Origin of the sequence: Mycobacterium shigaense (assembly GCF_002356315.1) — a bacterium.
GTDB classification, from domain to species: domain Bacteria; phylum Actinomycetota; class Actinomycetes; order Mycobacteriales; family Mycobacteriaceae; genus Mycobacterium; species Mycobacterium shigaense.
Window position 1 is genome coordinate 4,599,108 of sequence record NZ_AP018164.1, and the last position, 21,881, is coordinate 4,620,988.

Annotated in this window: 19 protein-coding genes and 4 tRNA genes; 6 read left to right on the top strand and 17 right to left on the bottom strand. The window is 65.3% G+C overall.

Annotated elements, in window-relative coordinates; genetic code table 11:
* Window positions 1-54 precede the first annotated feature (54 nt).
* Genes MSG_RS21520 through MSG_RS21530 form a run of 3 tightly spaced genes read right to left on the bottom strand, consistent with a single transcriptional unit; the run spans window position 55 to window position 3,431 of the window.
* Window positions 55-1,146: an acyl-CoA dehydrogenase family protein gene (locus MSG_RS21520; protein WP_096442840.1), complete on the bottom strand. Its 1,092-nt coding sequence runs from the start codon at window positions 1,144-1,146 to the stop codon at window positions 55-57.
* The gene (locus MSG_RS21525) at window positions 1,133-2,038 is read right to left on the bottom strand and encodes an acyl-CoA dehydrogenase family protein (RefSeq protein ID WP_096442842.1); all 906 of its coding nucleotides are present in this window, start codon (window positions 2,036-2,038) and stop codon (window positions 1,133-1,135) included. Before MSG_RS21525 ends, MSG_RS21520 begins: the two co-directional genes overlap by 14 nt.
* The gene (locus MSG_RS21530) at window positions 2,016-3,431 is read right to left on the bottom strand and encodes a class I adenylate-forming enzyme family protein (protein ID WP_096442844.1); all 1,416 of its coding nucleotides are present in this window, start codon (window positions 3,429-3,431) and stop codon (window positions 2,016-2,018) included. Before MSG_RS21530 ends, MSG_RS21525 begins: the two co-directional genes overlap by 23 nt.
* Before the next feature lie 120 nt (window positions 3,432-3,551).
* On the opposite strand from MSG_RS21530, the gene MSG_RS21535 reads away from it, so the two are divergent.
* Together MSG_RS21535 and MSG_RS21540 are read left to right on the top strand one after the other, a co-directional pair.
* Entirely contained in the window at window positions 3,552-3,923 is a 372-nt protein-coding gene (locus tag MSG_RS21535; RefSeq protein ID WP_096442846.1) for a 2Fe-2S iron-sulfur cluster-binding protein, read from the top strand.
* A gap of 19 nt (window positions 3,924-3,942) precedes the next feature.
* Entirely contained in the window at window positions 3,943-4,251 is a 309-nt protein-coding gene (locus MSG_RS21540) for a DUF4286 family protein (RefSeq protein ID WP_096444717.1), read from the top strand.
* An 11-nt stretch (window positions 4,252-4,262) separates the two neighbouring features.
* Here MSG_RS21540 and MSG_RS21545 read toward each other — a convergent pair whose 3' ends face one another.
* From MSG_RS21545 to MSG_RS21560, 4 genes are read right to left on the bottom strand one after another with little or no spacing between them, the layout of a single operon-like run.
* On the bottom strand, window positions 4,263-5,300 hold the full coding sequence (locus tag MSG_RS21545) for a CaiB/BaiF CoA transferase family protein (RefSeq protein ID WP_096442848.1): 1,038 nt from the start codon (window positions 5,298-5,300) through the stop codon (window positions 4,263-4,265).
* A complete protein-coding gene (locus MSG_RS21550) occupies window positions 5,297-6,253 on the bottom strand; it encodes an LLM class F420-dependent oxidoreductase (RefSeq protein ID WP_096442850.1) in 957 nt (318 codons plus the stop codon). The genes MSG_RS21545 and MSG_RS21550 overlap by 4 nt, the downstream gene beginning before the upstream one ends.
* Window positions 6,238-6,678, bottom strand: coding sequence for a cobalamin-dependent protein (locus tag MSG_RS21555; protein ID WP_096442852.1), 441 nt, complete (start codon window positions 6,676-6,678; stop codon window positions 6,238-6,240). Before MSG_RS21555 ends, MSG_RS21550 begins: the two co-directional genes overlap by 16 nt.
* The gene (locus tag MSG_RS21560) at window positions 6,678-8,255 is read right to left on the bottom strand and encodes a methylmalonyl-CoA mutase family protein (RefSeq protein ID WP_096442854.1); all 1,578 of its coding nucleotides are present in this window, start codon (window positions 8,253-8,255) and stop codon (window positions 6,678-6,680) included. The genes MSG_RS21555 and MSG_RS21560 overlap by 1 nt, the downstream gene beginning before the upstream one ends.
* A gap of 253 nt (window positions 8,256-8,508) precedes the next feature.
* Here MSG_RS21560 and MSG_RS21565 point away from each other — a divergent pair, with 253 nt between their 5' ends.
* On the top strand, window positions 8,509-10,035 hold the full coding sequence (locus MSG_RS21565) for an amidase (RefSeq protein ID WP_096442856.1): 1,527 nt from the start codon (window positions 8,509-8,511) through the stop codon (window positions 10,033-10,035).
* 1 nt (window position 10,036) lies between these two features.
* On the opposite strand, the gene MSG_RS21570 is transcribed toward MSG_RS21565, so the two are convergent.
* Genes MSG_RS21570 through MSG_RS21580 form a run of 3 tightly spaced genes read right to left on the bottom strand, consistent with a single transcriptional unit; the run spans window position 10,037 to window position 12,675 of the window.
* Window positions 10,037-10,846, bottom strand: coding sequence for a methyltransferase domain-containing protein (locus tag MSG_RS21570; RefSeq protein WP_096442858.1), 810 nt, complete (start codon window positions 10,844-10,846; stop codon window positions 10,037-10,039).
* A gap of 56 nt (window positions 10,847-10,902) precedes the next feature.
* A complete protein-coding gene (locus tag MSG_RS21575) occupies window positions 10,903-11,598 on the bottom strand; it encodes a M15 family metallopeptidase (protein ID WP_096442860.1) in 696 nt (231 codons plus the stop codon).
* 45 nt (window positions 11,599-11,643) lie between these two features.
* Window positions 11,644-12,675 carry an epoxyqueuosine reductase gene (locus tag MSG_RS21580; protein WP_096442862.1) on the bottom strand — a complete coding sequence of 344 codons (1,032 nt, stop codon included), beginning with the start codon at window positions 12,673-12,675 and terminating at the stop codon, window positions 11,644-11,646.
* Between the two features lie 179 nt (window positions 12,676-12,854).
* Here MSG_RS21580 and MSG_RS25000 point away from each other — a divergent pair, with 179 nt between their 5' ends.
* On the top strand, window positions 12,855-13,046 hold the full coding sequence (locus tag MSG_RS25000) for a hypothetical protein (protein ID WP_142404505.1): 192 nt from the start codon (window positions 12,855-12,857) through the stop codon (window positions 13,044-13,046).
* Window positions 13,047-13,115: 69 nt separating this feature from the next.
* Here the strand turns inward: MSG_RS25000 and MSG_RS21585 are convergent, their stop codons facing one another.
* The 4 genes from MSG_RS21585 to MSG_RS21600 form a co-directional block, all read right to left on the bottom strand.
* Window positions 13,116-15,275 (bottom strand): MMPL family transporter, encoded by a 2,160-nt coding sequence (locus MSG_RS21585; protein ID WP_170063177.1) that lies wholly within the window; start codon window positions 15,273-15,275, stop codon window positions 13,116-13,118.
* A gap of 91 nt (window positions 15,276-15,366) precedes the next feature.
* Window positions 15,367-18,027: an aminotransferase class III-fold pyridoxal phosphate-dependent enzyme gene (locus MSG_RS21590; RefSeq protein WP_096442866.1), complete on the bottom strand. Its 2,661-nt coding sequence runs from the start codon at window positions 18,025-18,027 to the stop codon at window positions 15,367-15,369.
* Window positions 18,024-18,911, bottom strand: a complete 888-nt coding sequence (locus MSG_RS21595) for a hypothetical protein (RefSeq protein WP_096442868.1) — start codon at window positions 18,909-18,911, stop codon at window positions 18,024-18,026. The genes MSG_RS21590 and MSG_RS21595 overlap by 4 nt, the downstream gene beginning before the upstream one ends.
* A 2-nt stretch (window positions 18,912-18,913) precedes the next feature.
* A complete protein-coding gene (locus tag MSG_RS21600) occupies window positions 18,914-19,963 on the bottom strand; it encodes a 3-oxoacyl-ACP synthase III family protein (RefSeq protein ID WP_096442870.1) in 1,050 nt (349 codons plus the stop codon).
* Window positions 19,964-20,776: 813 nt separating this feature from the next.
* On the opposite strand from MSG_RS21600, the gene MSG_RS21605 reads away from it, so the two are divergent.
* Window positions 20,777-21,274, top strand: a complete 498-nt coding sequence (locus MSG_RS21605) for a hypothetical protein (protein WP_142404506.1) — start codon at window positions 20,777-20,779, stop codon at window positions 21,272-21,274.
* A gap of 81 nt (window positions 21,275-21,355) precedes the next feature.
* Here the strand turns inward: MSG_RS21605 and MSG_RS21610 are convergent.
* The 3 genes from MSG_RS21610 to MSG_RS21620 form a co-directional block, all read right to left on the bottom strand.
* Window positions 21,356-21,432, bottom strand: a tRNA-Phe gene (locus tag MSG_RS21610).
* A gap of 26 nt (window positions 21,433-21,458) precedes the next feature.
* Window positions 21,459-21,535 (bottom strand) — tRNA-Asp (locus tag MSG_RS21615).
* A 37-nt stretch (window positions 21,536-21,572) separates the two neighbouring features.
* A tRNA-Glu gene (locus tag MSG_RS21620) sits at window positions 21,573-21,645 on the bottom strand.
* A 110-nt stretch (window positions 21,646-21,755) separates the two neighbouring features.
* Between MSG_RS21620 and MSG_RS21625 the strand changes: the two genes are divergently transcribed.
* Window positions 21,756-21,831, top strand: a tRNA-Lys gene (locus MSG_RS21625).
* The last annotated feature ends 50 nt before the right edge of the window (window positions 21,832-21,881 follow it).

Genomic DNA, 21,881 nt, shown 5'->3' on the forward strand with positions numbered 1-21,881 from the left:
CTTTGATGGTCGTGACCCGCTGCACCGGGGCCTCGCCCGCGTTGGCGATCACTCCTACAATCCCAAGATTCGTGCAGCGATGATGTTTTTCTGGATCTGCGAGGTGCCGCCCATGACGCTTTGCGCGCGGCTGTACAGGTAAGCGCTGAACATTTCCGGATCGCGGGTCCCGGTGACCGCCAATGCGGCGTGCCCGACGGATTGCTCGACCCAGGTCATCAGCAGCTTGTCCAGCGACCCTTCCGAGCCGTGTGACACCCCGTCCAACTGCTCGGACAGCCGCCGCCGCACGTGGTGTGTCAGCATGTCCGACTGCACCGCGGCCCAGGCCAGCTCCTCAGGAACCGGGCCTTTGCGATCGTTCCAGTTCGACAGAAGTTCTCGAACCAGCTTGCCGTATCGGGCGGCATAGCCGAGCGTGGATGGCTCGCGTTCGTGCCCGACGACGGTCATCGCCACCGCCCAGCCGTCACCGGGGGCACCGACCATCCGGTCGGCCGGTACCGTGGCACCGTCGAAGAACACCTGGCCGAATTCGTTGGTCACCCCATTGATCATCTGCAGCGGGTGTTGTTGCACGCCAGGCTGTTTCATGTCCAGAATGAACGCCGAAAGACCGCGGTGACGCTTGGCCTCGGGGTCGGTGCGCGCCAGCAACAGGCACCGGTCGGCAACGTCGGAGTGGCTCGTCCAGATCTTGTGCCCGTTCACCACATAGCTGTCGCCTTCGAGGCGCGCGGTGGTGGTCAGCGACGCCAGATCCGAGCCGGCGCCCGGTTCGGAGAAGCCCTGGCACCAGCGCTCGGTTCCGTCGATGATGCCGGGCAGGAAGCGCCTCCGGAGCTCGTCGTTGCCGTGCTGACCGATGCCGTAGACCAGATAGCCGACGCTGGGGCGCGGCGGGGCGCCGGCGCGCACCAGCTCCTCGTCGACGATGACGTCGTAGACCGGAGCCAGCTCTTTTCCACCCCACTCGCGCGGCCAGGACAGTCCGAAGAAACCGTTCTTGTACAGGGCGCGGTGCCAGTCCACCATGCGCAGCCAATACTCGTCGCCAGATCCGGAAAATTCCTTGGCATGCACCGAAAGCCAGCCGCGCAGCCGCTTCCGGAAGGCCGCCCCGTCGGGGGAGTCACGAAAGTCCAAGATCGATCTCCTTCAACGCGACCGGCCACAACTCGGTCGATGTCAGGGCCCTGCGCAGATACACGTGCGCTACGCAGTCCCAAGTGTTGCCGATGCCGCCGTGCACCTGAATTGCCTTCTCGCACACGGTCCGGGCGGCACGCGCGCAGTAGACCTTGGCGATTTGGGCGGCGCGGATCGCCTCGGTGACGGGCAACTCATCGACCGCCCACGCGGCGTGCCGCAGCACACTGATCGAACCCTCGATCAGCGCGAGGCTCTCGGCCAGCAGGTGTGCGACGGCCTGATACGAACCGATCGACTTGCCGTACTGCTCGCGGATCTTCGCGTAGTCGCAGGCTACGGCGTGCGCACCGCGGGCGACCCCGACCAGGTCCGCCGTGGTGGCCACCAGCGCGAGCGCATGCCATTGGGCCGCAACATCTTCCGACAACTCGCCGAGATCGGTAGGCGATCCCGCGACTTGCGCCTCGACACGGGTCAGATCGGCGCCGCCGCCAACCGCGCCCAGGCCCACGGTCACGACCTTGGTTCCGGAAAGCAGCAGGGCCCGCTGATAGCCGCGGGCGTCGATCGCGCGGTCACCGACCGCGATGGTCGCCCCCTGCGCGTCCGCACCGATCCGGCGGGCCAAGTCGTCGGCCAGGACGGGGCCCAGAAATGGCGCGTCGAGAAGCCGGCGCCCGAATTCCTCGGCGACGATTGCCACTTCGACACCCGACGCCTGGTCGGAACGCAGCGACCGCCAGCCCGTCGCGTCGATCTGCCTGTCCAGGCGGCTGATTCGGCCGGCGTCATCCAAATCCTGGACGACTGCGGGGCCAAGGTCGTCGCCCAGCTTGGCGGCCGCGTCCCGTAATTGCTGTTGTTCAGCTGTTAGTCGTACATCCATAGCGCTCCTTCAAGACTCGCCGCAGCACCTTGCCCGAAGGCAGGCGCGGAATTTCGGGCAAGAACACGATCCGGCTCAGCTGCTTGTAGGACGCCAGCCTCTCGTCGACGCGAGCGGTGAGGTCGGCGGCGACCGCCTCCTCGTCCTGGGGAGAGCAGGTGGCGACCGCGGCGACGACCGCTTCGCCGTTGATCCCGTCCGGAACCCCGAACACCGCACAGTCTTTCACGGCCGGGTGGCCGTGCAGCACCGTCTCGATCTCGGCCGGGGCGACCTGGAAGCCGCGCACTTTGATCATTTCCTTCAGGCGGTCGGTGATCCGTAGCCAGCCGTCGGTGTCCAGCCAGCCGACATCACCGGTCCGGTACCAGTCGTCGCGGACCACCTCGGCGGTCGCCGCGGGCGGCAGGTACCCAGCCATCAACGACTTGGACCGCGCCTGGATCTCGCCGACCTCCCCCGGGCCGGCGGGTTCACCACTGAGCAGCGAAACCACCCGCAGGTCCACGCCCGGTACCGCGCGCCCGACCGAGTCGAGCCGGGGAGCGTCGAGTGGATTGCACGTGACGACGGGCAATTCCGTTGTGCCGTAAGCGGGAACCCACCCGGCTCCGGTTCGCTTGGTCACGGTTTCGGCGACGCTGGCGCTCACCGGTGTGGCGCCCCACATGATGTACCGCAGCGAGGACAGGTCATAGGACTCCAGGTCGGGGTGCGAGGCCATGGCCAGCGCGATGGGAGCGACGGCCATTTCGATTGTGATCCGGTCAGTTTCGATGTGATGCAGCATTCGGTCGATGTCGAACCGGGGATGCAGCCGCATCCACGCACCGGTCCGTAACACCGTGAGGATATTGAGCAGGCCCAGGATGTGCGACGGCGGCGTCACGACCTGGATGCGGTCGCGCCGAGTGAGTCGTAGCGCGTCGCGCCAGTGTCGCACGGCCTCGTCCAGCGCGGCGTGCGTGTGCCGCACGGCCTTAGGCAGGCCGGTGGTGCCGGAACTGAACACCAGCACCGCGTCGGCTCGGGGCGGCAGCAACCTCGCCGCGGGCTGCGCGGCGGTGATCGGCTCGTCCAGGTGCAGCATCGGCATCAAGCCAGCCAGGACGGGGTGGTCGCCGACGGCGTGCGACGGTTGGGTGAGGCCCAGCGCATGGTCGACCTCGTCACGTTTCCAGGCTGGACTGATCAGGACTACCGTGGCGCCCAGCCGCCAGATCCCCAGCAGGGCGGCGACGAACTCGGGTCGGTTGGATGCCATGACGGCGACCCGCTGATCTGCGGCGAGGCCGGACTTGGCCAGCGTCGCGGCCAGGCCGTCGGCCAGCGCGTCGAGCTGCGGCAGACTGAACTGCCGTTCCTCGAACGCGAGCACGGCCGGCTCGGTCACGTCCTGTCCTTCCCTGGCAGGCTCGGCTGACCCGACATCCGCGCAGTCTTGAGAAGATCCTATCGATTAGTGAGAATAATATTCTCTAGAGTGAAGAATGCAAGTACGTACAGTGACCCCGTGGGACAGGCAACATTCCCGGATGCGGCCACTACCGCGACTACCGAGGAGACCGCACGGGTGGCAGATCCCACGACCGGCGCCCTGAACGAAGCCAAGGCAGGCAAGGTGACCATCTACCTGGAGCGCAAGAAGGTGGAGGTGCCGCTAGTTCCCGGCGAGACGCTGTTGGAAACCGCGCGCCGGGCCGGCTTGGACCCGCCATTCAACTGCGAGGCCGGCAACTGCGGCACCTGCATGGCCCACCTCGAAGAGGGCCACGCGAACATGCGAATCAACGATGCTCTGGACGACGACGAGGTGGCCGACGGCTACATTCTGACGTGCCAGGGTGTACCGGATACGGGTTCGATCACGGTGCGCTACGAATAGTCACAGAGAGGTGGCGGCAATGGCCAAGGGCATCATTCTGGTCGAGAGTTATCCCAGTTCACCCGAGCGCGAGCAGGAGTACAACACCTGGTATGACGAGGTCCACCTGAGCGAGCTCGTCGCGCTCGACGGCTTCGTCTCCGCACGACGGCTGCGCCCGGTGGACGGCATCGGCCCCTACGTCGCGATTTACGAGATCGAGGGCGACGACCTGAAGGCCGTCCTGGACAACATGATCGCCAGCGCCGGCCAGCTCACCATGTCCGACGCATTGCAGTTGAATCCGGCGCCCATCCCGCGGCTACTCGAGACCACCATCGAGGCCTGACCAGTGCGGTTCTACTCGGGCAGGTCGGGCGGCGGGCGGTACTCCGGTCGGTAATCGGAGATCTGAATCGGGCTGCCGACCAGGCGGAAATTACCTGCGGTGACAACCATTTCCGGGGTTGCGTCCAGCGCCTCGGGCAGTGTCCGCACCGCCGCCGCCGGGACTCCGAGCGGGCGCAGCCGGCGTTCCCACGACGCCGCGGTGTCGGTCGCCAGCATCGCGGTGACCACGGCGAGCACCTCGTCGCGGCGGGACACCCGCTCCGCCATGGTCTCGAAGCCGCCGATACCCGCCTCGTCGGCGAACGATTTCCAGAAGCCGTCGTGCGTGATGAACAGCGCCAGATATCCATCGGAAGTCGGAAATAGCTGCGCCGGAACGTAATACGAGTGAGCACCGTACGGCCGCCGTTGCGGCACGACACCATTGTTCAGGTACGCCGACGCGTGATAGTTCAGCTGCGAGAGCATGACGTCGCGCAGCGACACATCCACCTGACCGCCCGTGCCGGAGATGATCTTGGCCAAAAGACCCAGCGCCGCCGACAATCCGGTGGAGTTGTCGGCCGACGAGTACCCGGGCAACGTCGGCGGGCCGGCCGGATCGCCGGTCAACGCGGCAATGCCGTAACCGGCCTGCACGACATAGTCGAAGGCTGGATGGTCACCGCCATGCAGACCGAAGCCGGTGATCGCCACGCAGACGATGCGTTCGTTGTGTTGGCGCAACTGCTCGTAGGTCAGCCCCAGCCGGCGGATGGCCGACGGCTTCAGGTTGACCAGCAACGCCTGCGAGTCTGCCACCAGCTCGGCCAACCGCCGTTGCCCCGCATCGGAATTCAGGTCGAGGCAGATGCTGGACTTGTTGCGGTTGAGGCTGGCGAAGTAGCTTGGCCCGACGCTGCGGGAGATCTCGCCACCGCGCGGCTCGATCTTGATGACCTCGGCGCCGAGGTCGGCGAGCAGCATCGTGGCGTACGGACCGGCCAGCATCGTGCCGACTTCGAGGATCCGTATGCCCGCCAGCGGCCCGGCGTTGACGCCAGTCACCGCAATTCCGTGGCGAGCGAGGCGATCATCTCCCGGGTTTGGCGTTTGGATGCGACCAGCTCGTCGCGGTCGTCGCCGATGGGCAGTAGCCGCACCGACAAATCGGTGACGCCGGCGTCGGCGAACGAACGCATCCGCGTCAGGATCGTCTCCTCGTCGCCGGCCGCGCACAGATCGCCGACATCGCGGGCGTCTCCGCGGTCGAGCAGGCGCTGGTAGTTGGGCGACACCTCCGCCTCGCCCAGGATGCGGTTGGCCCGCTCCTTGGCCTCATCGATTCGCGAAGGCGCACAAAGGCACACCGGAATGCCCGCGACGATCCGCGGGGCGGGGCGCCCGGCGCCCGCGGCCGCCTTGGTGATCTTCGGGGCGATGTGATCGCCGATCGCGCGCTCGTCGGCCATCCACAACACGGTGCCGTCGGCGAGTTCGCCGGCGATCTGCAACATCACCGGGCCCAGCGCGGCCACCAGCACCGGCATCGGGGTGTCGGCGCCGATCGCCGTCGGGTTGTGCACCGTGAACGAATCGTTTTCGACGTCAACCGGTCCCGGCCCGGCGATGGCGGCATCGAGCACCTGCAGGTAGTCGCGGGTGTAGGCGGCCGGCTTCTCGTATGGCAGACCGAGCATGTCCCGGATGATCCAGTGGTGTGACGGGCCAACGCCCAGCGCCAGTCGTCCGGCCGCCACCGCGTGCGTCGAGAGCGCTTGGCGGGCAAGCGCAATCGGGTGCTGGGTCTGCAGCGGCACCACCGCGGTGCCCAGCTCGATGCGCGAGCTGTGCACGGCCATCAGCGACACCATGGTCAGGCAGTCGAAGTCGTTGGGCACCTGCGGCATCCATGCAGTGTACAGGCCCGCCGATTCGGCCCACTCGATATCGGAGACGAGCTTGGCCACCTTGCGGGCCATATCGCCGCGCTCGGCGCCGATCATTACTCCGACGCGCACGGTTCCTCCAAGGCGGCTTCCTTCGGTTCACTTTCCGCCGTCCCGGTCAGCGTGCGAATCTCACGCACCAGCGTCTCCAGCGGTGTGCCCGTCGGGAATACGGCCGCGGCACCGGCGGACAGCAGTTTGGGTACGTCGACGTGCGGGATGGTCCCGCCCACAACGACGGCGATGTCGGCCGCATCGGCGGCCCGCAGCGCTTCGATGGTGCGCATGGTCAGCGCCAGGTGGGCCCCGGACAAGATGCTCAGGCCGACGACGGCGACGTCCTCCTGGACCGCGATGGACGCGATGTCTTCGATGCGCTGCCGGATGCCGGTGTAAATGACCTCGAAGCCGGCGTCACGCAGAGTACGGGCAACGATCTTGGCGCCGCGGTCGTGCCCGTCGAGTCCGGGCTTGGCCACGAGAATACGAGCGGTCATCAGAACACCACCGGTTGCTGGAACTCGCCCCACACCGCTTTGAGCGCGGAGACCGTTTCGCCGACCGTGCAGTACGCATTGGCACAGTCGATCAGCTTGTGCATCAGATTATCGGATCCCTCGGCCGACTGCGACAGCGCCGCAAGTGCGGATCTGACTGCGGCCGAATCCCTTTCGGACTTCACCTGGGACAGCCGCTTGAGCTGCAGGTCGCGGCCCTCGGCGTCGAGCTCATAGGTGACGACATCATGTTCGGGCTCGTCGGTCACGAATCGGTTGACCCCGACGACCGGGCGGGTGCCGGCTTCGACGTCCTGATGCATCTTGAAGGCCTCGTCGGCGATCAGACCCTGCAGGTACCCGTCCTCGATGGCGTGGGCCATACCGCCGTGCAGATCGAGGTCGGACATGATCTCGATGATGCGTTCCTCGGTGGCATCGGTCAACGCCTCGACGAAGTAGGAGCCACCCAGCGGGTCGGCAATGCTGGCCACCCCGGTCTCGTGCGCCAGAATCTGCTGGGTGCGCAACGCCAGCGTGGTGCTTTCCTCCGTGGGCAGGGCGAACGGCTCGTCCCAGGCGGCGGTGAACATAGACTGGACACCGCCCAGCACCGCGGCCATCGCCTCGTAAGCCACCCGGACGATGTTGTTGTGGGCCTGCGGCGCGTACAGCGACGCCCCGCCACACACGCAGCCGAAGCGGAACATCGCCGCCTTGTCTGTCGTCGCGCCGTAGCGCTCCTTCACGATGGTCGCCCAACGCCGCCGTCCCGCGCGGTATTTGGCGATCTCCTCGAAGAAATCGCCGTGGGTGTAGAAGAAGAACGAGATCTGCGGCGCGAACTGGTCGATGGTCATGCGGCCGCGCTCCACCACGGTGTCGCAGTAGGTGACGCCGTCGGCCAGGGTGAATGCCATCTCCTGCACCGCGTTGGCCCCGGCGTCGCGAAAATGGGCCCCCGCCACCGAGATGGCGTTGAATCTCGGGACCTCGGCCGCACAGAACTCGATGGTGTCGGCGATCAGCCGCAGCGACGGCTCCGGCGGCCAGATCCAGGTGCCGCGCGACGCGTACTCCTTGAGGATGTCGTTCTGGATGGTCCCGGTGAGCTTGGCCCGCGGTATCCCCTTTTTCTCGGCCGCGGCCACATAGAACGCCAGCAGGATCGCCGCCGTGCCGTTGATCGTCATGCTGGTGCTCAGCTTGTCCAGCGGAATGCCGTCGAACAAAATCTCGAAGTCGGCCAACGTGTCGACCGCGACGCCGACGCGGCCGACTTCCTCGCCGAACTCGGGGTCGTCGGAGTCGTAACCGCACTGGGTGGGTAGGTCGAGGGCGACCGAGAGCCCCGTCCCACCCTGCTGCAGCAGGTAGCGGTAGCGACGGTTGGATTCCTCGGCGGTGCCGAAGCCGGAGTACTGCCGGAAGGTCCAAAGCTTGCCGCGATAGCCGGACGCGAAGTTGCCGCGGGTGAAGGGAAACTCCCCCGGCGGTGCGGGTTCCGCGCGTACGTCCCCCGGCCCGTATACAGGCTGCAGCGGGATACCAGACGGAGTGTGGGCCGTATTTTCCATTACTGAATAACGTACTTGCAAAAAAAGAGAATGCCAATACCATGCGGCTGACCTGGCCACGGAGACGAATGGTTGGCAAAGATCTCGCCGCTCGCGGCGGCCGAGTCCGGTGCCAACGTGGTGCTCTTGGCCAAGACCGCCACCCGCATCCCGGCCTGCCCGGAAGGCGCCCAATCCGGTTCTGTTCCTGCATTGAGCGCTAAGCTGCTCGGGCGCGGGGCCTGCGAATTCAAGTCCCGTAACGGAGGTCGAGATGCCCGTGTCCAGGCCATCAGCAGCCGATATCGGAGCGGCCGCCTGGCATTTCGGCTTTCACCTCGATCCCGACGAGCGGTCCGGCTACCTGGCATCGGTTGAGCACACGCTGAGGTCCTACGACGTGGTCGACGAGCTCTACGACCGGCTCGCGCGTCCGGAAGTTCCCGAACGCGCCTATCGGTTCCCGGAGCCGGCCGACAACCCGTTGGGCGCCTGGTACGTCACCACCGCGATCTCATCCGGCTCCGAGGGCCCCTTGTCGGGCCGCCGCGTGGCGATCAAGGACAACATCGCGGTCGCTGGCGTTCCGATGATGAACGGCTCGCGTGCGGTCGAAGGGTTCGTCCCCGGCCGCGACGCGACGGTCGTCGAGCGGCTTCTTGCCGCCGGGGCCACCGTCGCCGGCAAAAGCGTCTGCGAGGACATGTGCTGCTCGGGCTCCAGCTTCACCTCCGCGTCCGGCCCGGTGCGCAATCCGTGGGACACCGATCGCGAGGCGGGCGGATCGTCCAGTGGTAGCGCGGTGTTGGTGGCCGCCGGCGAGGTCGAGCTGGCCCTCGGCGGCGACCAGGGCGGATCGATCCGGATCCCCGCGTCGCTGTGCGGCATCGTCGGGCACAAGCCGACCCACGGGCTGGTCCCGTACACCGGCGCGTTCCCCATCGAGCGGACGATCGACCACCTCGGCCCCATGACGCGCACGGTCGCCGACGCCGCGCTGCTGCTCACGGTCCTCGCCGGTCCCGACGGCCGAGACCCGCGCCAGCCCGGGGAGATCGCTCCGGTCGACTACCGGGCCGCCCTCACCGGCGACGTGGCCGGGCTTCGCGTCGGCCTGCTCACCGAGGGCTTCGGCCAGCAGGGTTCGCTGCCCGCAGCCGACGAGCTCGTCCGCTCGGCCGCACATCGGTTCGCCGAAATCGGCTGCGCTGTGGGGGAAATCAGCGTGCCCTGGCATCACGACGCGCTGCACGTCTTCACCGTCATTATCACCGACGGGGCGGCCCACCAAATGCTGGACGGCAACGGATACGGACTCGGCGCCGAGGGACTTTACGACCCGGAACTCATGGCGCACTTCGCAAGCCGGCGGAACGCCCGGCCCGATCAATTCGCCAGCACCGTCAAGGCATCGGCGCTGTGTGGAAATTACGGCCTGCGCGCGCTCGGCGGCGCCTCCTATGCCAAGGCGCGCAATCTGCTGCCGCAGGTGCGCGCGGCCTACGACGCCGCGCTGACCCAATACGACGTGTTGGCGATGCCCACCGTGCCGGGCCCGGCCGGCGTTCTCCCGCAGGGCAGCCCGCAAGACCTCGCGCTGCTCGGGCCGGCCCTCGGCAAAGCGCGCAACACCGCCCCGATGGACATCACGGGTCATCCGGCCATCTCGGTGCCGGCCGGCCTGGTCGACGGCCTGCCCGTCGGAATGATGTTGGTGGGCAAGCGGTTCGACGATGCGACCGTGCTCAGGCTTGCCGACGCCTTCGAATCGCTCTGCGGCGGTTTTGCGCGGCCCGGTTAGCTCAAGCGCGACAGATGATTTCGCCATGCGGCAGCGCAATCCAGCCGTCCGGAGCGGCGGCCCATCGCAGCCACGCCGCGGAAATTTCCTCGAGCTGCGCGGCGGTAGCCAGCCCCAGCCGCACCATGTCGCCGGCGACGGTGGAGTGCAGAATTCGATCGGCCCACATGCCACCCCACCAGTCGCGGTCCGCGGGTGTTGCGTAGCACCAGAGGCTGCCGGTCGGCGTGACGTCGTCGAACCCTGCCGCCAGGGCCCAGGAAAGCAGCCGCCGGCCCGCGTCGGGCTCACCGCCGTTGGCGCGAGCGGCCTGCCGGTAGCTGTCGCGCCAAAAATCCAACGCCGGAAGCTCGGGGAACCAGACGAAACCCGCGTAGTCGGCGTCGCGCACCGCGACAATGCCACCCGGTCGGCACACCCGCCGCATCTCCCGCAACGCCTGTACCGGGTCGGCAACGTGCTGCAGCACCTGGTGGGCGTGGACGACATCGAAGGTGGCGTCGGGGAATTGGAGCCGGTGCACATCGGCGGTCGCGAAGGAAACGTTGGTCGCACCGCGCCGCGCGGCCTCGGCGCGGGCGACGTCGATGACGTCGACGACTTGGTCGACGGCCGTCACCGGGCCGGGCGCGACCCTGGCGGCGAGGTCCGCGGTGATCGTTCCCGGGCCGCATCCGATGTCGAGCATCGACAGCCCCGGATGCAGATGAGACAGCAGATAGGCCGCGGAGTCTTCCGCGGTGCGCTGTTGGTGGCTGCGCAGCACCGACTCGTGATGCCCATGGGTGTACTTGACTGAAGGCTCGCTCATCAGCCAAGTCTACCGCGTGCGCCATATTATGAAACAGCCATCCCACAATATGAGAACTAGTCGACAGGAACGCTGAGAATCGGTCGATCGACGCCGGCGCCGGGTCCGTCGAAATGCCACCATTCCCCCGAGTACACGGTTAATCCGCCGTAGTTCATCGCACCGCGCAGCCGAGCCCGGTTCGCCTGCGCGTCGGGGCTGACGCCTTGCGTGGCGAATGCCGTTGCGCGCGGAGAGAAATCGTCGAAATCGGTGCCCATATCGGCCAGGCACAGACCGTTCACCTGCCGTTCCGGTGGGCATTGCTGTTGCACCGCAGTGAATGTCACGTCGACCGACCGCCCGGACTCATGACTGTGCGCATACTGGCCCGGGCGTGCCACCCAGGCCGGGTTCGGGACGACGTCGAACATCCTCACCTGAATGTCGTGGGGGCGATAACAGTCCCAGAACACCAGAACGTGACCCTGCGGACGCAGCGCTGTTGCGGCCGTGGCGAGGCCCGATGCCATGGATTGATGCACCAGGCATCGCGCGTCGGACGGATACAACTGGGTATGGGTGAAGTTGTTCGTCGTCGCATAGCGCAGGTCGATGATCGCGTCGGGTACCACTGTTCGGACGTCGACGAATCCGGCCGCGCGGGCCGCGTCGCCGACCGGTGGGACGTCGGGGCCTGCCTGCGCGGTCGCGCTCGGCCCGGCCAGGCCGAGCGCCAGCGCGAGAATAAGGAATCGTCTGTTCGGGTGCATCGGCCCATTGTCGCCGCACTTGCCCGCGTTTGAGAACCGCGCCGATCAGCGGCCTCGCACCCCGCTGTCGACGACCTTGACTCGCTTGTGCGGATAGCGGCGTTCTGCATGGGCTTTGGCCGCCGAGTCCGGCAGCACGTACAGCGTTTCCTTCTTGTCCTGCAACGGTTTTAGCACCAGATCCATGAACCACTTGCGGTCCTCGAGGTACGGCTCGATCACGTCCTCGCCGGCAGGACACACCGCCAGGCAGTAGGCTGCCTTGTAGTTGGGCTTGAATGACAGGCTCTGCCACATCGACGCGTTCTCGGAATCGGTCACGCGCGAACGGAAGTCGGCCGCATCGGCGCTGTCGGCGACCGTCTGCACCCAATCGGTGAACCCGCCCATGAACTCGCGGTAGTTGTGCACCGAACACGCCTGCCAGTCGAATTCACCGTTCTTGCCGATCGCACCAACCGGGCAGGCCGCTACGCAGAGCTTGCATTCCAGGCACGGGCTGTAGTCCAGCGGCTGCCCATAGCTGCTGATCGGCGCGTCGACCAGGATGGTGCCGAGCAGGATGAAATTTCCGAACTTCGGGTGAATCACGTTGCGGTGTATGCCCATTACGCCCAGGCCGGCGGCGACGGCAACGGGCTTGTGCGCCACAACCCAGATGCGCCCGGGGAAGTTGTCCATCTCCATCGGGAAGGTCGCCGAAGGGTTCAGCACCCGGTGGCCGGCGTCCTGCAGCTGGCGCACGATGCGGTGGGCCGCCTCGTTGAGCACCTCGCCGCTGCGGTGGAACTCCTGGTTGGCGACGCTGCGCGCGGTCGAGCGCACATTGTCGCGGTTCATCTTCACCACCAGCGAGATGTAGCTCTTGGCCCCGGGCAGCGCAGCCTGGACGTGCTCGACCTCGGAGGCCAGGTCGGCGTTGTCGACACTGGCGAACGCGACGTCGTCGGCGCCGGCGGCCAGGCATAGGTCGCGCAGCCAGGCGGCATCGAGCACCCCCGGTTTGCGCGAGACACGCGACCGCACCTTGCGCACCGTAGGGTGTTCGGCCAGTCGTGCAGGCAGCTTGTCAACCATGCTGGATATAGTACACAATACTCAGACCCCCGGTTGCACTTCCGCGCCGCGTGAGCTGGACTGAACAACCCGGCGACGTGTGATTTGCCTAACTGCGCGACGGTTTAGAGCCGAAATCGTTCCCTAAATTTGCTACGTTCTCAGCGGCATCGCTGAGAGAAATCTGCGTAGGGAAATCAATGCGAAAATCCACCGCGCTATTGTTCGTCGGCGCGATTATCCTTGCGGCAGCGGTATTCTGGGACGCGACCGGTGTGGCTGAAAGGGAATCCAGCGTGGGGGCGGAGCTGGTTCCGCTGACGCCGAAGTTTCGGGCATGCGCGTTCACCTTTGTGTCAAATGGGGCGACGAACGGCAAAGGCAGCGGCTAGACCCCCGTCAGCCGGGCGGCGCCCAACAAGGTCGTCGCGCAAATGCAGTTGATCGCCGCCGGCGTGACATCAGTCGACGGCGGGACTTGGAAGAATGCGGTCGACCGACTCGGGCAGCCACCAGTTCCATTGGCCGAGGAGGCGCATCAGCGCAGGGACCAGGACGAGGCGTACGAGTGCGGCGTCGATGGCGATCGCGACCGCTAATCCGAAGCCCAGTTCCTTCATCTCGAGAACATCACTGGCGATGAAGCTGGCGAACACGCACACCATGATGGTTGCGGCGGCGGTGATCGGTCGTGCCGTGTGAGCGATCCCGAGGGTAACTGCTTGAGTGTTGTCGCCGCTGCGCAGCCATTCTTCGCGCACCCGGCGTATCAGAAACACCTGATAGTCCATGGACAGGCCGAATACGACAGCGAAGATCGTCACCGGCATATAGACCTGCAGGTAGCCGACACTGGTGAAGTTCAGCATCCAGGACCACCATCCCCATTGGAAGACGGCGACGGTGAGGCCGACAGCGGCCGCAGTCGTCAACAGGTTCATCACCACGGCCTTGAGGGCCAGTGCGATGCTGCGAAACACAATGAGCAGGAACACAAATGAGGCGCCCAGTACCAAGGCCAGCACGGCAGGTGTGTCCGCACGGGTGACGTGGCCCAGGTCTATGAACTTCGCGGTAGCCCCGCCTACCAGAATCTGGACCTCACCGCCGCGGCTCAGCGCATCGGCCTCGCCGCGGATGCGCTCAACAAGCGCAGTCGTGGCGGGCGAATCGATTGGCGCCTCGGGCACCGCGGTGATCAACAGGTAGCCTCCGGACCGATCCACGTCGACGCCGGCGGCGCCCGGGTCGGCTCGCAGTGCACTGATCAGTTGGGTCGTTTTTTGCAGACCGGGCTCGTCGATAGGCTGGTTGGCCGGTCCGCTGGCGAAGATCTGGACTGGCGCGATGGCCCCCGGCCCGAACGACCGCGACAGCGCAGCACTGGCCTGCCCGGAGGGCGTGTCACGCAGTGCGGCCATGCCCAGATCCAGACCATGGCGAAGCCCGCCTAGCGGCCAGGCGGCCAGAAGCAACACCACAAGCGCGACCGTGCCCGCTGCGACAGGGTGTTTCATGACCCCCCGGGCCCACCGCACCCAGCCGCTGTCGTGGGCGAGATCGTCGATGCGAGCATCGGCGGGCTGCCATCGGTCGGGGAGGCTAGCTCGGTTGACCCGCGGGCCCAGTGCGGCCAACAGCGCCGGCAGCACGGTCAGCGCACTGAGCAGGGTGCAGGCCACCGCTGACCCGATGGCGATGGCGAGCTCACGATAAATAGGGGCGCCGATGACAAACAGTGAACACATCGAAACGGCAACCACCGTGCCGGCGATCACGATGGTGCGCCCCGATGTGGCCACGGCCGTGCCCACCGCCTGTTCGGTCGCCTCGCGCGGTGATACACCCCTGCGTAGCTGGACCGCCAATTGTTCGCGAAACCGCGTGACAACGAACAGCGAGTAGTCGATGGCGATGCCGGTACCGATCATCGTCACGCTCGACATGATGAACGAATCGAAAGAGACCGCCAGCGCAGCAACCGCGAGCACCCCGAACGTGATCAGCAGCGACGTGAGCGTGACCACGAGGGGCACAACGGCGGCCACGACCGCGCCGAGCGCGACGACCAAGACGATGAGTGCAAGCAGCACGCCCAGCAGCTCACCGCGCATCGCACCACGTTCCTCGACACTGATCTCGTCGTTGAAAATCGGCGACAGTCCCGTCACCTGCGCCTGCACCGGGCCGTTGCCAGCGGCGCCGGCCACCGTGCTTTGTAGTCGCGCGGCCGTAGCGGCTCGCTGCGCCGGGTCACCCGTGAGGCCTACCAAGGCGTAGCCGACCCGGCCGTCAGACGAAATCTGTTGTGCTGCAGCTGCATCGAATGGGCCGGTGACACCCGACACACCCGCGCAGCTACCTGCTGCGGTCACCACCCGATCGACGACGTCGCGCATTGCCGCCAGGTTGTGGCGTGGCGCCTGGAAGACAATGACATCTTGCTCGGCGCCGTGCGCGGGGAAGTGCTGCCCGATCAACGCGCCCACCCGGGCCGAGGCGCTGCCATCGGCCTCCCAGTCCAGCCCCGTCAGCTGCGCCCGCAGGGAGGGATAGGCGGCCGCCCCGGCAATCGCGGCAAGCAGTCCTGCCAACAGGACAATGCGTCGTCCGCGCGCCACCAGGACCGCCCATCGAAACAAGACAGACGGTGTTGAGTCAACTGGCAAACTCACTGCGCTGCGCCGTTCTCGAGGTCGACCGAGCTCATCGTCAGGCGGCAAACAACCCGTGCTGTTTCATTTCAGTGATGCTCGCCGAAAATGCTTGCGCTATATCGGCGATGTCCTGCTCACTGTGAGCCGCATTGAGCAGGATGGTGTGCAGTTCCGGCAGGTATACACCCTGCCGGCGCATGTAGTACGCGAGGGCGATGCTGGCTTTGACATTGGATCCGGATAGCTTGTCGCGCACAAGTTTTCCCTTAGCGTAGTCGAATCCGATTGAAAAGATCGAATGTTCCGCCTTGACGTCGCAGGGAATATCGAGCTTTGCCGCCGCCGTTTTCATCGCGTCTTTGAGGGCTCGGGTGTGCTCGTCGAGTTGGACGTAGATGCCCGGGTTCTCCAGAAGTTCCTGCAGCACCGCCAGACCGGCGGCGGCGGTGACCGAATTGCCGCTCAGGGTTCCACCGACGAACGCGCGGGTATCGACATCGAGGAACGGGTCGCCGCTCGTCGCGGCGATCTCGACGATTTCGCGCTTTCCCACCACGGCGCCGCAGGCCAGGCCGCCCCCGATGATTTTGCCCAGGCAAGTGAGGTCAGGCCGTACGTCGACGATGTGTTGCACCCCGCCGTAACAGACCCGAAAGCCGGTGACGACTTCATCGAAGATGAGCACTACCCCGGACCGGTCGCAGACCTTTCGCAGTTCGGTCAGGAAGTCCGGGTCGTAGGCGACCAGGGCGGACGGCATCGGTTCGACGATGACGGCGGCGACATCGTGTGCGGTTTGGGCCAGTCGGGTCAGCGAGGCGGAATCACCGTATTGCAGGACGACGGTGTCATCGACAACGAGTTGTTGGGCCCCTGCGGAATTCGCCACCGGGGCGGGTTCCGTGTGGCTGCCGCTGTAGCGGAACCAGGAGCTGACGAGGCCCAGGTCGGAAAAACCGTGGTAGTGGCCTTCGAATTTGGTGATACGCTGCCGGCCGGTGTAGGCGCGCGCGATGCGGATGGCCATCTGGACGGCCTCGGTGCCGGAGTTGGAAAAGATCACGCGGGTGTCGGCACCAAACGCCGAACCGATCGTCTCGGCGAGCTCGATCTCAGCGCGGTTGCCCAGTGAGTTCACCGCACCGGCCGCGGCCGCATCGGCGATGGCGCTGACGACGCGCTTCGGCGCGTATCCCAGGATGTGCGGTCCGTATCCCGACGACAAGTCGATGTACGTGTTGCCGTCGATGTCGGTAATGCGGGCCCCTTCAGCGCGTTCCACGATGAGCGGATAGGCGCTGGGCAATGCGAAGCGATCCAAGTGTGTCGGCGCCAACAGCGCGCGACCGGGATCGTCTTTGATCCGCATCGACTTCTTGACGCGGTTGCCGATTTCGATGTCGAAGTGCTCGCGTAATTCCTCGCTCATGTAAGGCGAGAAGCGGTCGGTGAATCGGCGCCCGTTCTTCCAGATATCGATCTCAGGGTCAAGTCGGCTGATGAATCCCTCACCGGTCAGAAAGCCGAGCGCCAGCAACGAAAAGACTGTGGTGACGCGTGCACCATAGCTGCGCAGCAGCCGGGTGCCGTCGTCGAAGAAGCCGACGGTAGACCAGCTGGTGGTCTCGGATTCGAAGTGATGCCGCAGGATGTCGGCCAACTGGCCTTCGTACTCTGCGCGAGCGGACCCAAGGCGGCCTGGATCGGCAACGAACGCCCGGGTGAACCGATCCACTGCCAAATCCCACTGTTTGCGGATGCACGCGTAGAAGAAAGAGCCGAGGTTCCATTTGTCGTCCTCGCTCAAGACACCGATGAGTCCGAAGTCGAGAACAATGATCGCGCCGTCGTCGCTGAACATCACGTTTCCCGGGTGCGGATCGACATGGAAGTATCCGTGCAGGAAAGCCATCGTGTAGAACACGTCCTGCATGCGTCGGGCCAGATCCGCTCGTCCAGTACCGATTTCAGCGAACCGTTCACCGGAGAGCGCCTCGACGAACTCCATGACGAGCACCCGGGGACGGCATAGGTCGTGGTGTGCCTGCGGTACGCGCAACAGGGGATGCGCACGGAAATTGTCGGCCACCGTCTGCTGGCGCTGGGCTTCACCCAACATGTCGCACTGGTCGGTAAGCGCCGGGCGTAACTCAGCGAAGTGCGCTGGTCCGTCCAGGGCCCGGAGTGGCGGTATCAGGCGGTAGCCGACGGCAAGAAGCAGTGAGACCACCGCGCAGCTTGCATTGATCCGTTCGGCTACGCCGGCTTTGACGACCTTGACGGCGACGAGGCGACCATCTCGGCGCAGCGCCCGGTGCACCTGGGCGACTGAGCCCACCGCGATTGGTTGCGGATCGAACGAGGCGAAGACCTGATCGACGGGTTTTCCGTAGGCCTTGCGCAGTGTCCGGGCGAGCTGGGCGCCAGACATCGGCGGCAGCCCGGAGAAGAATGACCGGAATTCGGCGCTGGCCTCACGGGTAAGCAGCCCCGTCTGCGTGCCGAGGATCTGCCCCGCCTTGATATAGAGCGGTCCCATTCGCAGCAGGAAGCGCCGCAGGAGCACCGCTCGCCGGACATCGCTGCGGCGACTGCGGGGTTTACCGAGGTATTCCAGTGCGAGCACAGACGTCCACAAGAGCAGCCGCGCGGCTTCGGCGAGGCTGTATGCAAGACGCGTAATCCGGGCTGAGGTGGCTGCGGTGTGTGCTGTCATCGTGAGTCCGCGGACGGGACGGGAGACCGGCGCCGGTAGAGGCTGGTGGCCGCCACCGGGCCCGCCCCCGCGGCCAGGAAAAGCAGATCGCGCGATGGCACGCCGTCCGCCGCAACCGGCGAATAGGCAGCGATCAACGCCGCGGAATGGGGATCGCGACCGGTCCCGGCCGGCGCCGCGTGAACGTCCGCGACGTCGAGTTCCTCGGCGACGCGCTGTGCAAATCCCGGGAATGGCTGAGCGATCACCAAGCCGAAGCCGTCTGGCGATGCCTGCTCGCGGATCAGACACGTTCGTGCCAGGGTGACGCTCAGCTTCACCAACTCGTCCTCGTCGAGGCGGGCGTGGTTGAACGAGATCGTCTCCCGGCCGTGTCGACCCATCGCGGCCAGGTCGACGTAGCCGTGCGGAACGGGTTGGGCGTTCCCGGCGCCCGACCAGATGCGGCCGAAGCCAATGGGCGCGCTGGTGTATCGGAGCAGCGCGGCGGCGCCGACCTGCGCGTAGGGGAATTGGCGGGTGGTGCCGACAGCCGGGTGTCCGTCTCCTCCGACAACGAGGCAGCGCCCCTGCTTCCCGGGCAGCAGCGCGGCCACCGTCTGCACGGCGGTGAGAAATCCGCAGGGTCCGTTCAGCAGGTCAAATGACAACACCGGCGGACGGCCCGAGGCATAGCGCAGCCCCAGGCCCAGACGGCGTTGGATGATGGCGGCCAGTGCGGGCTCGACGATATTGCGCTCGCGGTATACGCCAACATTAATGAGCGTGCACACGTCGTCGGATTGCCCCAAACATGCACGCCCGGCAGCCACGAGCCGGTCAATACCGCCGTCGTCCTCGGTGCTCTTCCCCGAGATGTGAGCATTCTCGATTACTACGCCCATCGTCACACGCCTACTTCCGTCAACGTTGCAGAAATAGCTCCCATGACGATCCCCGATGCCGAGGGGACGATGAGAACTTTTGATCCTCGCGGAAGTGAACCGCGACGTAGGTGCTCGTGCAGAACGACAAAATGAGAGGTCGATGCCGTATTTCCGAAGGACTCAAGAGTTGTCAAACTCACCGGCTGCGGTACCGCAAATTCACGCGCCATCAGGCCGTTGATGAAATCCAGCGCAGGTCCGCCAAACTGATGATGCACGATGAAGTCGAAGCCCTCAGCCTCGAATGTGGATCCCCGCTGGGCCAATACATCACGAAGTCGTGAAATCGCGTGCAGATAGCGGTCTTCGTTCTGCATTGCGCGATTGTCCGAGTACATGGCGATACCCTGACTCTTATCGCTGGGCATTCCTATGCAAAGCTCGGCACCGTCGGCCCAGGTCAGCATGTCGACGAAGTGAATACCATCGTCCGCGGTGCCCGCGTCGTCCAGAAGAACGGCCGCGCCGGCATCACCGACCGTGAGGGACGCAAATTGCGGATCGTAGCTGGTCGATATCTCGGAGATGGCGGTCTCTGCAATTGGTGTTATCTGCTCGCCGCTCACGACCAGCCCTCGGCGCACCGCACCGGTGGCGATCATGCGATCGAGTATGAGCAATCCCGTGGTCATTCCCGCGCAGGCGTTGGCGACATCAAAATGCGTCGCCTGCTCGGCTTCGATTGCATTGCGAATGAAGAGCGATAGGCCCGGTTCGAAGCAAAATTTGGTGCCGGCCGTGGTGCGAGTTATCGAGGTCGAAATGACAACGTCGAGGTCGTCGGCGCTGTAACGCGAATTGCTCAAACAACGCTTTGCCGCTGAAATCGCCATGCTGGCCGAGTCTTCGAATAGTGTCTCCGAGCGTGCGTGGACCCGCCGCTCGCGAATACCGGTAATCCGTTCCACATCGAAGCGAAATTCCGGTTGAATACGATCCACCAGCGAGCTGGTTCTCACCGCTTCGGCGGGAAGGTGTACCCCAATTGCCTCGATACGAGACTGTGTCATTTAACTTCCACTAAAAAGCGACGCCGCAGCACCACTGCGCTGCGCACGACTGACTAATCGGCAACCGTCTCTCTAGAGCAGAGACGCGCGAAGGCTCGATCTACGGAAGATCACCCAATTGTTCGGCCCTATGCGGCCAGGCGGTGCGCGCACGAGAACAGAGATGTACTACAACACATGTGAGTCCTCGGTGACATTTAGCGCTCCCAGTGCAGCGTGGCCAGCCCCCTGGCGAGATCATAGATGCGCCTTTGCCGTCCCGCTGCCCGTATCCGGGCAATAGTGAGCTGCATCACAATCGCCAGATGGCGGCTTAGTTGCGTGCGCCGCAAATGGACGCCACCCGATAGCGGCGACTCTCTTCTTTAGAGAACCATGCCGGTGCGGCGAACCACTCGCCGCAGGCAACGAGTCGCGCAAAGCGGCGAGCCGGCCCGGGTCCCCACCACCGACGGCTCGACTCGTCGCACCACCGTGTCGAATTCGCATAGGCAACATGTGAGCACCCGCCAAATCGGATCGCCGGTGGCCCGCCGTTTCGGCCTCCCGCCCTGAACCGGTCTGACTACGGACTGGGGCGTTCTCTTGTTGTCCTACAGTCGCCTTGGCGTCGAGTCCGGGAACCTCAGATATGACAGATTGGGCCGCGCATGCCGCATATCGCGAACGGCGCCGGGGCGACCGTGTGAGTTGGATTTCAACATATAGCGCCATGTGATCTGTATAACTGTCAGCCCTTTTCGATCTGATCCATGACGCACATTTGGTAGTTTCGCCACGAAATTTGTGGCCGAATCCTGCGTCAGGAAACGAATGCGAAGAATTTTCGCGCTGTTCCTTGTTCACGCCAACATGCTTGTGATGGCGGCGTTGTCGGGCGGGACGGGCGCTGCAGCTGCTGATGCCAGCTCCACCGGCTCGCGTGTCCCGTTGACGCCAAAGTATCGGGCATGCGACTTCACCTGGGCCACAAATGTGCCGACAAATGGCACCGGCACGGGCTCGACCGTCATCAGCAAGGCGGAGCCCAACAAGGTCACCGCGCAGGTGCAAGTACTCGCCGCGGAACCCCGGACACACTACGACGTCAGATTGATCCAGTCGCCCCGGCCCTCAGTAGGCTGCGCGGCCGGCGATGCCGGAGTCACCGCCGCGGGTATCGATACCGACGGCAGTGGTGCAGGCTCGGTGACGCTGGAAGGCACTATCTCTGCCAATACGACGGGCGTGTGGGTGTTCGTCGACCGCCCATCGCCGCACTCGCAGAGGCCGATTGACTTCTATACCTCGGAAATCATCGCGCCGATCTAGCCGAAATCCCGATTGGGACAATGATTCCGGGTGGCTTCTGAGCCGTGGTTGCGCGCTGAAGTCATGCATGCATAGCAAACGTGGTGGCCAGGGGCGGGATCGAACCGCCGACCTTCCGCTTTTCAGGCGGACGCTCGTACCGACTGAGCTACCTGGCCGGAAGGCAGCGTGTGCCTCGCCGTGTTGGCGACCCTGACGGGACTCGAACCCGCGACCTCCGCCGTGACAGGGCGGCGCGCTAACCAACTGCGCCACAGGGCCTTGCTCTACCACTCTGCTCCGCGCGTAGCGCGATGCGTACCCCCAACGGGATTCGAACCCGTGCTACCGCCGTGAAAGGGCGGCGTCCTAGGCCACTAGACGATGGGGGCCAAAGTCCAACTACCGTTGGGAGCCACGCCAGCTTAGGTCACCGCAGGCCTAATCCTCAAACGAGGGGCGGTCGGGGTGCGTTTCTCACCCAGTATCCTGGATCACCGCGGCCCCTATAGCTCAGTTGGTAGAGCTACGGACTTTTAATCCGCAGGTCCTAGGTTCGAGTCCTAGTGGGGGCACCAAAGCAATGTATTACCTCGGGCGACGCCGGCCCGGTCGCACTACTCGACAC